This window comes from Bradyrhizobium sp. SZCCHNS3002, from assembly GCF_032377435.1.
Classification (GTDB): Bacteria; Pseudomonadota; Alphaproteobacteria; order Rhizobiales; family Xanthobacteraceae; genus Bradyrhizobium.
In genome coordinates this window covers 96,716-110,792 of record NZ_JAUHHY010000001.1, presented here as the reverse complement: position 1 = coordinate 110,792, position 14,077 = coordinate 96,716, and the positions used below count along the sequence as shown (strand labels likewise).

General features: G+C 65.5%; 11 protein-coding genes. 2 read left to right on the top strand and 9 right to left on the bottom strand.

Features of this window, described 5'->3' with window-relative positions:
* Nucleotides 1–88: 88 nt before the first annotated feature.
* A complete protein-coding gene (gene dnaE, locus QW845_RS00515) occupies nt 89–3,616 on the bottom strand; it encodes a DNA polymerase III subunit alpha (RefSeq protein ID WP_315799723.1) in 3,528 nt (1,175 codons plus the stop codon).
* 463 nt (nt 3,617–4,079) lie between these two features.
* Nucleotides 4,080–4,793, bottom strand: a complete 714-nt coding sequence (locus QW845_RS00510) for an outer membrane protein (RefSeq protein ID WP_315711588.1) — start codon at nt 4,791–4,793, stop codon at nt 4,080–4,082.
* Between the two features lie 265 nt (nt 4,794–5,058).
* Here QW845_RS00510 and QW845_RS00505 point away from each other — a divergent pair, with 265 nt between their 5' ends.
* The gene (locus QW845_RS00505) at nt 5,059–5,394 is read left to right on the top strand and encodes a DUF3551 domain-containing protein (RefSeq protein ID WP_315738242.1); all 336 of its coding nucleotides are present in this window, start codon (nt 5,059–5,061) and stop codon (nt 5,392–5,394) included.
* A gap of 105 nt (nt 5,395–5,499) precedes the next feature.
* Here QW845_RS00505 and QW845_RS00500 read toward each other — a convergent pair whose 3' ends face one another.
* On the bottom strand, nt 5,500–6,273 hold the full coding sequence (locus QW845_RS00500; RefSeq protein WP_315799722.1) for an outer membrane protein: 774 nt from the start codon (nt 6,271–6,273) through the stop codon (nt 5,500–5,502).
* Nucleotides 6,274–6,721: 448 nt separating this feature from the next.
* On the bottom strand, nt 6,722–7,492 hold the full coding sequence (locus QW845_RS00495) for a helix-turn-helix transcriptional regulator (RefSeq protein WP_315799721.1): 771 nt from the start codon (nt 7,490–7,492) through the stop codon (nt 6,722–6,724).
* Nucleotides 7,493–7,630: 138 nt separating this feature from the next.
* Here QW845_RS00495 and QW845_RS00490 point away from each other — a divergent pair, with 138 nt between their 5' ends.
* Entirely contained in the window at nt 7,631–8,710 is a 1,080-nt protein-coding gene (locus QW845_RS00490; RefSeq protein ID WP_315799720.1) for an alcohol dehydrogenase catalytic domain-containing protein, read from the top strand.
* 12 nt (nt 8,711–8,722) lie between these two features.
* Here the strand turns inward: QW845_RS00490 and QW845_RS00485 are convergent, their stop codons facing one another.
* The 5 genes from QW845_RS00485 to QW845_RS00465 all read right to left on the bottom strand — a co-directional run bounded on the left by QW845_RS00485 (nt 8,723) and on the right by QW845_RS00465 (nt 14,073).
* On the bottom strand, nt 8,723–9,424 hold the full coding sequence (locus QW845_RS00485; protein WP_315738246.1) for an ABC transporter ATP-binding protein: 702 nt from the start codon (nt 9,422–9,424) through the stop codon (nt 8,723–8,725).
* Between the two features lie 7 nt (nt 9,425–9,431).
* Entirely contained in the window at nt 9,432–10,715 is a 1,284-nt protein-coding gene (locus QW845_RS00480; protein WP_315799719.1) for a lipoprotein-releasing ABC transporter permease subunit, read from the bottom strand.
* Between the two features lie 94 nt (nt 10,716–10,809).
* Complete coding sequence (gene proS / locus QW845_RS00475) at nt 10,810–12,144, bottom strand: proline--tRNA ligase (RefSeq protein ID WP_315799718.1); 1,335 nt, start codon at nt 12,142–12,144, stop codon at nt 10,810–10,812.
* A gap of 208 nt (nt 12,145–12,352) precedes the next feature.
* Nucleotides 12,353–12,850, bottom strand: a complete 498-nt coding sequence (locus tag QW845_RS00470) for a TlpA disulfide reductase family protein (protein ID WP_315799717.1) — start codon at nt 12,848–12,850, stop codon at nt 12,353–12,355.
* Nucleotides 12,847–14,073, bottom strand: a complete 1,227-nt coding sequence (locus QW845_RS00465) for a sialidase family protein (protein WP_315799716.1) — start codon at nt 14,071–14,073, stop codon at nt 12,847–12,849. Before QW845_RS00465 ends, QW845_RS00470 begins: the two co-directional genes overlap by 4 nt.
* Nucleotides 14,074–14,077: the final 4 nt, after the last annotated feature.

Sequence of the window (14,077 nt, the reverse complement as noted above, 5' to 3'; positions counted from 1 at the left end):
GTACAGCCCACGCGCAGCTTTTTTGTTCCTCGTCCCCGTTCGACCGGCAAGATCGCCGGACGCAGCCGCTCCAGCGGAACGATCGCCTTTAGAGCTGCTGCACGTCGACCACGCCGGTCACCGCCTTGATGGCACCTGCGATTTGTGGCGAAACCTTGAAGCGCCCCGGCAGCTTCATCTCGACCTCGGTTTCGAGGTCCAGCATCATCACCAGCGATACCTCGCCCTCGCCTGCTGCCGTGCGGGGCGCCAAGGGGGGCGCCGCACCCTTGGCGATCGCTCCATTGCCATTGGCCGCGGTGCCTTCCGGCCCCTGCAGGCGCTTGACGATGGAGTCGAGCGGCTTGGTGTCGCGCAGGAAGATGCGCAGGCCGCGCTGCGTCTTGGCGGCGGCATCGTCGAGCGGTTCGGCATGCAGCACGCGGGCGCGGACATCCTCGCCCTGCAGCTCGGCGCCGAGCTGCAGCAGCACGGCCGCGCCGGGCTCGAGCACGTCGCGATATTGTGCAAGCCCCTCCGAGAACAGCACGGCCTCGAAATGCCCGGTCGGATCCGACAGGCCCATGATGCCCATCTTGTTGCCGGTCTTGGTGCGCCGCTCCATGCGCGATACCACGGTGGCGGCGACCTTGCCCGCGGTCGCGCCGGTCTTCACCGCGCGCGAGAACTCGGCCCAGCTCTGCACCCGCAGCCGCTTCAGCGCCGCCGCGTAGTCGTCGAGCGGATGGCCCGACAGGAAGAAGCCGATCGCATCATATTCGCGCCGTAGACGCTCGGCCGGCAGCCAGTTCTCGATGTTCGGCAGGATGATCGCCGGCGCATCGGCGGCGTTGCCGAACATGTCGTTCTGGCCGGAGGTGGCAGCCTCGTTGGCGCGCTGGCAGGCGGCAACGATGGCATCAGCGCCGGCGAACACGCGCGCGCGGTTCTTGTCGAGCCCGTCGAAGGCGCCGGCGGCGGCCAGGGTCTCGATGATGCGCTTGTTGATCGCGCGCGGACTGACGCGGGAGGCGAAGTCGGCGAGCGAGGTGAACGGCCCCCCCTTGTTGCGGGCCTCGACGATCATCTCGATCGCCTGCGGGCCGACGCCCTTCAAGGCGGCGAGCGCGTAGAAGATGGTGTTGCCGCTGACCTCGAAGGTCGGACCGGAGCGGTTGATCGACGGTGGCTCGACCTTGATCCCCAGACGCTGCGCCTCGGTACGAAATTCCGAGAGCTTGTCGGTGTTGTTGAGATCGAGCGTCATCGACGCCGCGATGAACTCCACCGGATAATGCGCCTTCATGTAGGCGGTGTGGTAGGACACCAGCGCGTAGGCGGCCGCGTGCGACTTGTTGAAGCCGTAGTCGGCGAATTTGGCCAAGAGGTCGAAGATCGTGTCGGCCTGGTCCTTCGGCACGCCGTTCTTGACGGCACCTTCGACGAAGCGGACGCGCTGCTTGTCCATCTCGGCGCGGATCTTCTTGCCCATGGCGCGCCGCAGGAGATCGGCTTCGCCGAGCGAGTAGCCGGACATCTGCTGCGCGACCTGCATCACCTGCTCCTGGTAGATGATGACGCCGAAGGTCTCCTTCAGGATCGGCTCCAGAATCGGGTGTAGATATTCCGGCTCCTCCTCGCCGTGCTTGCGGGCGCAGTAGGTCGGGATGTTGGCCATCGGGCCCGGGCGATACAGCGCGACCAGCGCGATGATGTCCTCGAACCGGTCGGGGCGCATGTCGATCAGCGCCCGCCGCATGCCCTGACTTTCAACCTGGAACACGCCGACCACGTCGCCGCGGGCGAGCATCTGGTAGCTCGGCGCATCGTCGATCGGCAAGGTCGCGAGATCGACGTGGATGTCGCGCTGCTTCAGCAGCTTCACGGCGACGTCGAGCACGGTCAGCGTCTTCAGGCCGAGGAAGTCGAACTTGACGAGGCCGGCCGGCTCCACCCATTTCATGTTGAACTGGGTGACCGGCATGTCCGATTTCGGATCGCGATACATCGGCACCAGCTCGCTCAGCGGCCGGTCGCCGATCACGATGCCCGCGGCGTGGGTCGAGGCGTGGCGCGTCAGGCCTTCGAGGCGCATCGCGATGTCGAAGGCGCGCGCCACCACCGGATCCTCGTCGCGGAACGCCTGCAGCTTCGGCTCGCCCTCGATCGCGGCGGCGAGCGTGACGGGAGCAGCCGGGTTCTGCGGTACCAGCTTGGTGAGCTTGTCGACCTGGCCATAGGGCATCTGCAGCACGCGGCCGACGTCGCGCAGCACGCCGCGCGCCTGCAAGGTACCGAAGGTGATGATCTGCGCCACCTGGTCGCGGCCGTAGCGCTGCTGGACGTAGGAGATCACCTCGCCGCGGCGGTCCTGGCAGAAGTCGATGTCGAAGTCCGGCATCGACACGCGCTCGGGATTGAGGAAGCGCTCGAACAGCAGCGCGAAGCGCATCGGGTCGAGGTCGGTGATGGTCAAGACCCAGGCGACCAGCGAGCCGGCACCGGAGCCGCGGCCCGGTCCCACCGGGATGCCGTGCGCCTTGGCCCATTTGATGAAGTCCGACACGATCAGGAAGTAGCCCGCGTACTTCATGCGCATGATGACGTCGAGCTCGAAGGCGAGCCGCTTCTGGTAGTCCTCCTCAGTCATGCCCGGCGCCATGCCGTGCACCTTGAGGCGCCGCTCCAGGCCCTCCTCCGCCTGCCGCTTCAGCTCGGCGGCCTCGGCGCTGGCGGCGTCCACGGCATCGCCGCTGCCGGCGCCGACCGTAAAGAACGGCAGGATCGGCTTGCGCGTGCGCGGCCGGTACGAGCAGCGCTCGGCGATCTCGACCGTCGAGGCCAGCGCCTCCGGCAGGTCGGCGAACAGCACCGCCATCTCGGCACGGGTCTTGAAGCGGTGATCCGGCGTCAGCTGCACGCGCTCGGTGTCGGCGATCAGATGGCCGCCGGCGATGCACAGCAGCGCATCATGCGCCTCGTAGTCGTCGGCGGTCGCGAAATACGGCTCGTTGGTCGCGACCAGCGGCAGGCCCCTGCCATAGGCGATGTCGATCAGGCCGCCTTCGACGCGGCGCTCGCGATCGACGCCGTGGCGCTGCAGCTCGATGTAGAGGCGGTCGCCGAACAGGCTCGCCAGCCGCTCGCAGCGCTGCGTCGCAAGTGCCGCCATGTCGTGCTGGATCGCAAGCGAGATCGGCCCATCGGGCCCGCCCGTGAGCGCAATCAGGCCATCGACACCCTCGTTCAGCCACTCGAACTTGATGTGCGGCGCCTGGTGCGTCGGCGTCTCCAGGAAGGCGCGCGAGTTCAGCCGCATCAGGTGGCGGTAGCCCTCCTCGCGTGCGGCGAGCAGGACGATTCGCGAGGGCTGCGCGACCGCGCCGGCATTGCGGGCATTCGGGTCCATGTCGCCGAAATCGATGGCGAGCTCGCAGCCGGCGATCGGCTGGATGCCGTAGCTCGCCATCTTGTCGGAGAATTCGAGCGCACCGAACATGTTGTCGGTGTCGGTCAGCGCCAGCGCCGGCTGGCGATCGGCCTTGGCGAGCTCGCCGAGCTTGGCGATCTTGATCGAGCCCTTCAGCAGCGAATAGGCGGAGTGAACGTGGAGATGGACGAATCCGGCGCTGGACATGCTCGCCTTGCTGATACCTGGGCTTTTCCGAGATCACGGGATCGGGCCGGCTTCGGGGCTCGCTCGGGATCCTGCCCCCCGCGCCATGCCCTATCCTCCGACCGACTCGCCCCCGCATCATATCGGAGGCCCATCGGTAAGTCCGGCGCCCTCGCCTGCCTTGTCCCCAGCCAACGCGCTCGGAAAACTAAAGCTGTGGAATGATTTGCGCCCAGAGCGCGATCATGCCGACGAACAGCGTGATCGACGCCAGCGCGGCGGCTTCTTGAACGAAAACCTTCAGCATCGGGACCTCCCTGAGTCAGAACATATGAAGAACAATGTTCCTTTTCTGTTCTCAGGTCAAGCGCGCTGATCGGCCCGTCGCGGCGCCGGCGCCGCAAATGGTTAATCCGCCGCCCCAAACAAAAAGCCCCGGCGCGAACGCCGGGGCTCTCCAATCCGCCGATCGGGCGGAATCGACTCAGTAGCGCGTCGCGACCGGGCCACCGAAACGGTAGTTCAGGCGGGCGGTGAACAGATCGACGTCCTGCTTGATGCTGTCGGAGCCGAGCGCGCCGAAGCTGACGGTCTGGCGGTCCATGAACAGATGATCGTACTCGACGCCCAGCGACCAGTTCGGCGCAAAGCCGTATTCGACGCCGGCACCGACCACGCCGCCCCAGCGCGTGTCGTCGTTTGAGGCGAGGAACGCGCCGGTCGCCGCATTGGTGATCGTGTACTTGTTGCTGGTCACGGCCGCACCGCCCTTGGCGTAGAGCAGCACGTTGTTGATGGCGTAGCCGACCTGGCCGGTGAACAGGCCGAACGCATCGGTCTTGGTGCGGTTACGCGTTCCGAACAGCGCGCTCTGATTGTCGCCGGTGAGGTCGGCCCAGTTGCCCTGCGCCTCGACGCCGAACACGATCTGGCCCATCTGCCAGCGATAGCCGACCTGGCCACCGACGGTGCCGCCGGATGCATCATGCGAGCCCTCGCGGCCGCCGCCGACCAGATCCCAGGTGTTCTCGCTCCAGCCGCCGCCACCGTTCACGCCGATGTAGAAGCCGCTCCAGTCATAGATCGCAGCCATCACCGGCGGCGGTGCCTTCGTGTAGGGACGCGCGGCGAGATCCGCAGCAAGCGCCGGCGAGGCCAGCACCACGAGCGCCGTCGTCGTCAACAGAAGTTTCTTCATCACAGGTCCAGTCTCGTCTCATTTGGCCCCCAGGCCAGCCGCACCTCTTAACGATCTGCGCCACAATTGCTGTAGCCGCTCGGTCACAGCTCGCTGCTGAAAGGCCGTGAGACATGTCGGGAAATTAATCTGTAATCACAGTGTGTTGATGGAACTTTCCAGCTTGCAATCGAGAGCCGACCGACTACACACGTCAGGGCCGCGCCAGTGCTTCGCCATGATGCACCCGCGTTCTGGTCATCGAAGGGATGAAGGGAGATCGTTGATGCGTGAGGTGTTATTCGCGGCCCTGGCTGCAGCCGGCCTCGTGGTCGCAACCCATGCCCCGGCTCACGCCGTCGGTGTCAGACATGCGTTCTGCCTGCAGGGTGATGAGTTTCCGGGCTTGAGCCACTGCACCTTCGACACTTACGCGCAATGCCAGGCGACGGCGTCGGGACGCCTGCTGAACTGCATCGCGAATCCCTATTTCGCCGGCGTCAGCAATGACCCGCGCGCGACGCCCTATCCGTATCCGCACAGGCAGCGGATCAAGCCGCGTCCGCCGGCGCCCAATCCCTACGCGCCGTTCCCCAACCCGTTCGTGTTCGAAGAGGACTGACCCGTCCCCGCCTTCAACGCGACGCGTTGCCGTCTCAGGCCGTAGCATCAAGGTTCGTCGAAGCCGCGGCTTCGACGAACCGGAGCAATCGAGGGTGACGTTGCGTCAGCGCATCATCCCGAAACCCGGACCGAACTTGTAGTTCAGCTTCACGAGTCCGATGTCGATATCCTGCTTGATGCGATGAGTCATCGCGGGCGCGCCGGCCGCGGCGACGAAGTTCAGGTTCTTGTTGCCCAGGAAAATGTGATCGTATTCGACGCCGACCGACCAGTTCGGCGCAAAGCCATATTCGATGCCGGCACCGACCGTGCCGCCCCAACGCGTCGTGTTGGCCCGATCGAGCATCACGTTGGTGCCCGTGGTGAAGGTGTCGTAGCGATCGCCGACGACCGCGGCACCGCCCTTGATATAGCCGAGAATGTTGTCGAAGGCATAGCCGACCTGGCCGGTGAACAGGCCGAAGCCGTTGGTGCGTGACCGGTCGCTGACATTGGGAAGAATCAGGTTGCGATTGGTGCCCTTGAAGTTGGCCCAATCCCCCTGCGCCTCGACGCCGAACACCCAGTTGGCCATCTGGTAGCGGTAGCCGACCTGGCCGCCGACCGCCGCGCCGCCACCGCCGGAACAACCCTCGCGATTGGCGGCCGGGTTCACCGCCACGCCGGCGTTCGAAACCAGATTCCAGCAATCCCGGCTGGAACCGCCGCCGGCGTTGAAGCCGACATAGAAGCCGCTCCAGTCATACACCGTCGCCACGACGGCGGGCGGCGCCTTGGTGTACGGTCCCTTCTTCATTGGAAGATCAGCTGCGAATGCAGACGTCGCCGCCGCGATTGCGCCGAGCCCCACCGTTGCGCCGAAAAGCGTCTTCATCATCGAACTCCGTAGCTTCTGTCCCAAAGTCCCCAGGCCCTCTGGTTCCCTGCGAAAAACATGCAGCGCGACGAAGCGACTATGCCACCCGCATTCGCTCCGCCGACATCAAACCGATGTGCAGATCAGAACCATTCTTTCCGGCTTTTATGGGATTGGGTGCAAAGGCCTGTTTTCAAAGGCTTTGCCGGCAACATGAACAAACAACTAATAAGATGTATGGAGGAGTCGTGGCCGTCGTCCATCCATGGCCACAATACGAGCGACGGCAAAATCGTGATCGGGAAACTCCCGGTCACGTAACGAACCTTCTGGCGTCCCAGTCGTGGATTCTTCGGGGCAGCACGATGGGTCCTGCGAATGCGTAGCATCATCATCCGCAAAGCAGTCGATTGTATGATGCCTGCCGGTCGATGCCGAACGCGCGCGCTCGTCCGCAGCGGCGGCGTCATCACGTGTAGTAGATCGCCAGCTTCAGCGCGGGATCGTCGTTGGACTGGAACGTCGCGTATCGCAGCCTCACGCGGCCCTTCTTCGGGTGCTCGAGCAGCTTCTCGCCCGCAGCAAGCGGGTTGATGTCGTGCGCCGCCCACAGACCGTCGAACTCGCGGCTGCCGTGCCGCAGCCGCGCGATCAGATCGACGAAGGCGGGATCGCCCGCCCACAGATCATAGGTCCCGCGAAACTGCGCGACCATGCGTTGCGCCAGCTCCTTCCATTGCGCGCCGAACAGCCGGCGCACGCCGGGCTTGCAAAGCATCAGCACCAGCGTGTTGCGCTCGTCGTCGGCGAGTTGCGAGAAGCCGAAGATCTCGTCCGCCGCGGCATTCCAGGCCAGCACATCCCATCGTCGTCCGGAGATGTAGGCCGGCTGGTTCAGACTCTGCACGAGATCGCGCAGCCGGACCGGCACCTGCTCGCGCACGAACGGCTTGCGCGTGGGATCGCGCACCAGCGCCTTGAGGTGAGCATGCTCGGTTCGGCTCAGGCGCAGGGCGCGCGCCAGCGCATCGATGGTCGAGGAGGACGGCTTCACCGCCCGGCCCTGCTCGATTCGGATGTACCAGTCGACGCCGATGCCAGCGAGCTCGGCTACTTCCTCCCGCCGCAGCCCTGCGGTGCGTCGCCGCCGCCCGGTCGCGAGTCCGACCGCCTGCGGCGTCAGCTTCTCGCGCCGCGAGCGCAGGAAGTTGCCGAGCTCGGCATGGCGCTGATCACTCATGCGCTGGATCCCTCATGGTTCGCTTTCGAGGCGGCTTGCCAGCCTGGGCTTGCCCAATCCCAGGATAATACCAGGCCTTCCTGCGCGGAGCATAGACCGGCAGGCTGCAGCCTCGCCATCGCGAAATGGAGAAGCACCATGAAGGCCGCCGTACTCAAACGATTTGGATCGCCGCTCGAGATCGAGCGTGTCGAGGACCCCGTGCTCGGCACCGGCGAGGTCATCGTCGACATCGCCGCGGCCGGCGTGCTGTCCTATGCCAACGAGGTTTTCAGCGGCGAGCGGAAGTACCTGCTGGACCTGCCGGTCATCCCGGGGACCGGGGGCATCGGCCGGATCAGCGCCCTCGGCCCCGATGCGACGCATCTCGCGATCGGCGACTGGGTGTACTGCGATCCAACCGTGCGCTCGCGTGACACAGCACTCGCCCCTGACATCACCCTGCAGGGCCTGAGCGCGCGCGGACCGGGCGGGCTGAAGCTGCAACAGCATTTCCGGCACGGCTCGTTTGCCGAGCGCATGCGCGTGCCGACGGAGAACGCCAAGCCGATCGGGGCCATCGACGCTGACGACGCGGCACGGTGGTGCGCGCTCGGCACCCTGCTCGTGCCCTATGGCGGCTTTCTTGCCGCCCATCTGCAGGCGGGCGAGACCGTCCTGGTCAGCGGCGCCACCGGCAGGTTCGGCAGCGCCGCGGTTGCGGTGGCGCTCGCCATGGGCGCCGCTGCGGTCGTGGCGCCCGGCCGCAACGAGGCCATGCTGGCGGAGCTGAAGCGCCGGTTCGGCCCCCGCGTCCACCCGGTCAGACTCTCCGGCGACGAGAGCGAGGACACCGCACGCATGAAGCGCGCGTCGCCGCGTCCGATCGACTGCGTGCTCGACATCATGCCGCCGTCGGTCTCGGCCGGGGTCGTGCGATCAGCCGTGATGACCGTGCGTCCCTATGGGCGCGTGGTGCTGATGGGCGGCGTCGGGATGCTGGGCGGAGCGGGGCTCGAGCTGCCCTATCCATGGATCATGCGCGACTGCATCACGATCCACGGCGTCTGGATGTATCGGCCGGATGCTGCGGTCAGGATGGTCGCGCTGATCCGGGCCGGGCTGCTCGACCTCGCGCAGTTCGAGCCCACCTGTTTCGACCTCGATCATGCCAACGACGCGGTCGCCCACGCCGCCGCTCATCGCGAGCCATTCCAGATGACGGTGATCAGGCCCTGACTGCGACCTGACTCAATCCAGCTCGACGACCTTGCCGCCGACGATGGAGACGCGCCGGTCCATGCGGCCGGCCAGCTCCATGTTGTGGGTCGCGATCAGCATCGCGACCCGCGTCGCCTTCACGAGCTGCATCAGCGCGTGAAAGACGTGATCGGCGGTGCCAGGATCGAGATTGCCGGTCGGCTCGTCCGCCAGCAGCGCACGCGGCGCATTGGCGACCGCACGCGCGATCGCGACGCGTTGCTGCTCGCCGCCGGAGAGTTCGGCCGGGCGGTGCTTGATCCGCTCGCCGAGGCCGAGATAGGCCAGGATCTCGGTCGCCCGCTTCACCGTCTCGGACCGTTTCAAGCCGCGGATCATCTGCGGCAGCATCACGTTCTCCAGCGCCGTAAACTCCGGCAGCAGCCGGTGCGACTGGTAGACGAAACCGATGTCGGTCCTGCGCATCTGGGTGCGCTCGATGTCGGTGAGCTGCGACGTCGGCACGCCCCCGACATAGACCTCGCCCTCGTCGGGGCTCTCCAGGAGGCCCGCGATGTGCAGCAATGTCGACTTGCCTGAGCCCGACGGCGCCACCAGCGCCACCGATTGCCCGGCCCACAGCGCCAGCTTGGCCCCGTCGAGAATGGTCAGCTGCTGCTCGCCCTGCATGTACCGCCGCTTGATCTCGTGGAGATAAACGACCGGCACATCCTCTGCCCCCTGCTCTTCCATCAGCGCCTCACTCGTAGCGAAGCGCTTCGACCGGGTCTAATCGGGCCGCGCGCCAGGATGGATACAGCGTAGCCAGGAAAGACAGGGTCAAGGCCATGATCAGAACGGCCGTAGTCTCGCCGGCATCGATCTCAGCCGGCAGCTTCGACAGGAAATAGAGCTCATTGGGAAACAGATCGGTGCTCGTCAGCCAGGACAGAAACTTCCTGATCGAATCGATGTTCATCGAGATCAGGAGGCCGACGACAAATCCGGTGAGCGTGCCGACCACCCCGATCGAAGCGCCGGTGATCAGGAATATCCGCATGATCGCCCCCTGCGAAGCCCCCATGGTGCGCAGCACGGCGATGTCCTGGCCCTTGTCCTTGACCAGCATGATCAGTCCCGAAACGATGTTGAGCGCGGCGACCAGCACGATCAAGGTCAGGATCAGGAACATCACGTTGCGCTCGACCTGCAGCGCATTGAAGAAGGTCGAGTTGCGCTGGCGCCAGTCGACGAGAAAAATCGGGCGGCCGGCCGCCTCCGTCACCGTCTTGCGAAACTCCTCCACCTTGTCGGGATTGCTGGTGAATATCTCGATCGCGGTGACGTCGTTGTTGCGGTTGAAATAGGCCTGCGCTTCGGCCAGCGGCATGAAGACGAAGCTGGCGTCGTACTCGGACATCCCGATCTCGAACACCGCCGCGATCTTGTAGGGCTTGATGCGCGGCGTGGTGCCCATCGGCGTCACGGCGCCCTTCGGGGCGACCAGAGTGATGCTGTCGCCGGCATGCAGCGACAATTGGTCGGCAAGCCGGCGGCCGATCGCGACGCCCTGGCCTTCGTCGAAACCTTCCAGCGAGCCCTGCTTGATGTTCTTGGCAATCGACGTCAGGTTCGTGAGGTCCTGCGCGCGAATGCCGCGGATGAACACACCGGACGCATTGAAGGGCGACGAGCCGAGACCTTGTCCGTCGACCACCGGCGCGGCGAGGCGGATGCCCTGCACCTGCGCGATCCGATCGGAGACGTCCTTCCAGTCGGTGAGCGGCGACTCCAGCGGCTGCACCAGCAGATGCCCGTTCAGGCCGAGGATCTTGTCGAGCAGCTCCTTGCGGAAACCGTTCATCACCGCCATCACGATGATCAGGGTTGCGACGCCCAGCATGATGCCGAGGAAGGAGAACCCCGCGATCACGGAGATGAACCCCTCCCTGCGGCGCGCACGCAGATAGCGCCCCGACAGCATCCACTCGAAGGGAGCGAAGGGAGTGGTGGTCTGCACCGGTTCGGTCATGGCGTCATCCATTGTGCGATCATCCCATGATTCGGGCCGAATGTGGCCGGATTGGCCTGAAGGGGCGGGCAGCCCCGGTGGATAATCCGATGATCGAACGAGCGCCTCAGCCAGCCGATGTCCCGCCGCAGAGCCGTGCCACGACGTCCGCCGGGGACATCATCTGGCGGGCGCCGTCGCTGCGAGTCTTCACCTCGACCTTGCCTTCGGCAAGGCTCTTGGGTCCGACCATGATCTGCCAGGGGATGCCGATCAGGTCCGCCGTGGCGAACTTGCCGCCGGCGCGCTGCTCGGTGTCGTCGTAGAGCACGTCGACCCCCTTGGCGAGCAGATCGCGATAGAGCTGCTCGCAAGCGGCATCGGTGTCGGAGCCGCCCTGCTTCAGGTTGAGGATGACGGCGCGGAACGGGGCGACCTCCTCCGGCCATTTGATGCCGGCCTCGTCGTGACAGGCCTCGATGATCGCACCAGCCAGCCGTGACACGCCGACGCCATAGGAGCCACCGTGGACGGTGACCTCCGCCCCCTCTGGGCCGGCGACCAGGGCCTTCATCGGCTCGGAATATTTGGTGCCGAAATAGAAGATCTGGCCGACCTCGATGCCGCGGGTATGGACCCGCCGCTCGGCCGGCACCTCGGCCTCGAAGCGGGCCGCGTCATGGACGTCCTCGGTCGCCGCATAGAGCGAGGTCCATTGCTTGATGATCGGGGTCAGGTCGCCGTCATAGTCGACGGAGGCCGGCGGGATCGGCAGGTCGAGCACGTCACGGTCGCAGTAGACGCCGGATTCACCGGTCTCAGCGAGCACGATGAATTCATGGCTGAGATCGCCGCCGATTGGACCGGTCTCGGCGCGCATCGGGATGCCCTTCAGGCCCATCCGCGCGAAGGTGCGCAAGTAGGCGACGAACATCTTGTTGTAGGCACGCCGCGCGCCGGCCTCGTCGAGATCGAACGAATAGGCGTCCTTCATCAGGAACTCGCGGCCGCGCATCACGCCGAAGCGCGGACGCTGCTCGTCGCGGAATTTCCATTGGATATGATAGAGATTGAGCGGCAAATTGCGGTAGGACTTCACATAGGCACGGAAGATTTCCGTGATCATTTCCTCGTTGGTCGGCCCGTACAGCAACTCACGCTTGTGGCGGTCGCTGATGCGCAGCATCTCCGGCCCATACGCGTCGTAGCGGCCGCTCTCGCGCCAGAGGTCGGCGAGCTGCAGCGTCGGCATCAGCAGTTCCAGCGCACCGGCGCGGTTCTGCTCCTCGCGCACGATCTGCTCGATCTTCTTCAGCACCTTGAAGCCCAGCGGCAGCCAGGCATAGATGCCGGCCGCCTCCTGCCGCAGCATGCCCGCGCGCAGCATCAGACGATGCGAGACGATCTCGGCTTCCTTCGGATTTTCTTTCAGAATGGGTAGGAAAAACCGCGACAGACGCATGGGCGAGGCCTTCAAGATTCGGTTCGGGCTGGCGCAGTCAAACCGGATCAGGCGGCAAAACACAAGGCTGGGTTTGAAAAAAGGCGGCTAAGCCGCCGGATTCCCAATCAATTTACCGGTTCCGCTGAAGTGGAGGATGAACGGCGCACGCCGCCATGACGAGGCTCGCACTGGGCGCCCGGGCAGGATCCCGCGCGCCCTAGACGCCTTAGTGCCCCCGCCCCTGCTCCGACGACCATTTGTCGAGATCGCTGATCTCGGCGCTGCCTTCGATGGTCGAGACCACGCCCTCGCGGGTCACGAGCATCGTGCGCGGGATGTCGCCCTGCCAGGACGGATCGATCTCGAACCGGAGGCGCTCGACGTAACCGTCGTTGAAGATGAAGTTCTCCGCCGTGGTGAGACCGGCCTTGTCCAGCATGGCCTGGGTCGCAGCATCCAGATTCGGCACCAGGTCGGCGCTGACGGTGACCACGTCGATCTCGGGATGATCGGACATGAACTTGCCGAGCTGCGGCAGCTCGATCTTGCAGGGGCCGCAGGTGACGCCCCAGAAATGGATCAGTGTCGGACGACCCGCATGGGCCCGCAGCACCTCGCGCCAGGTGCCGCGCTCGAACGGCTTCAGCGACGGTGGAGCTGCGGTGCTCGACGCCGTCAAGGCGACGAGGCCAAAGATCGCAAGGGCGGCGAATGCGCGTGTCATGATTCATCTCCGATCGGCTGCAACCGATAGCCGTCCGACTTGGTCATCCAGGACAGGAAGATCTGCCTGCCATGGGCGACCAGGAGCGGATGATCCGACGCATTGTCCGTGCTGGCAAGCGCGCGCGGCTTCGACCACGTCTCGCCATCGTCACGGGATTGCATCACCATCACCGTGGTGCGCTCGCCATCGAACTCCTTCCACACCAGCGTCGTGGTGTCCTGGGTCGCGAGCATATAGGGTCGCGTCGGATTGCGGTCGGCCTGGCCGATCGCCATCGGTTCCGAGAACGTCCGGCCGCCGTCGCGCGAATGCGCGTAGAACAGCCCCTTGCGAACCTTGCCGCTGGTGAACCAGGCGACATGATAGGTGCCGGTCGGCGCCACGGTCAGGCTCGGACCCTGATGCGGGCAGGCCTTGATCTGCCAATCATCGGTGCTGACCCGGTAGACCTCGCCGGGGGTGCCGAGGTCGCTGAACGTGATCACGGCGTGGTCGCGCACGCTGCCTTCGAAGATGTTGCGGAACATCACCACCGGACGTCCCGGCCCCGCGAAGGCAACGCCGAGCCGGCAACATTCGCAGGTGTTGTCCTGGGCCAGCGTCGCTTCGGCATAGGTGGCGCCGCCATCGCGCGACGAGGAGAAGTACAATGCCGCACCCTCGTACGAGCGCCCTGCGGCCTTGGCCGGCACCCGGTTGCGCTTGTCGAGCCACGCCACGAAGACGGTGCCATCCTGGTCCAGCGCCAGCGCCTCGAAGCGCTGGCTTTCGTTGTTCGACGTGATCGGACGGGGCGCCGCGAAGCTCTTGCCGCCATCCTCCGACCTGGAGTACAGCACCTGCCCGTTGAACGCCTGGTCGCGGAAGATCGAGAACGCCACCGCTATAACGCCTTTGCGATCGACCACCAGCTTCGGCCGGGCATCGGGCCCCCAGTCGAGATTGAGCTGCTGCTCGGTGACCGGCGCGGCGGCGGAATACGTTTTCCCGCCGTCGGTCGAGCTCGCCACCGACACCCGTCCTCCGGCCATCCAGACGAGCCAGAGCTTGCCGTCTTCAGCGAAGAATGGCGTCACCTTGGTGGCGCATCGGAGCTCGGTGCCCTCGCATGCCGCCTCCGACCCGTGCTGGTGCGCCATCTGGGCTCGGGCGGTGAGCGGACAAAGCATGGCGATCGCCAGCCCGACGAGCCCGCTCCGAAGCCGTGCGATCCTTGTCATTTCG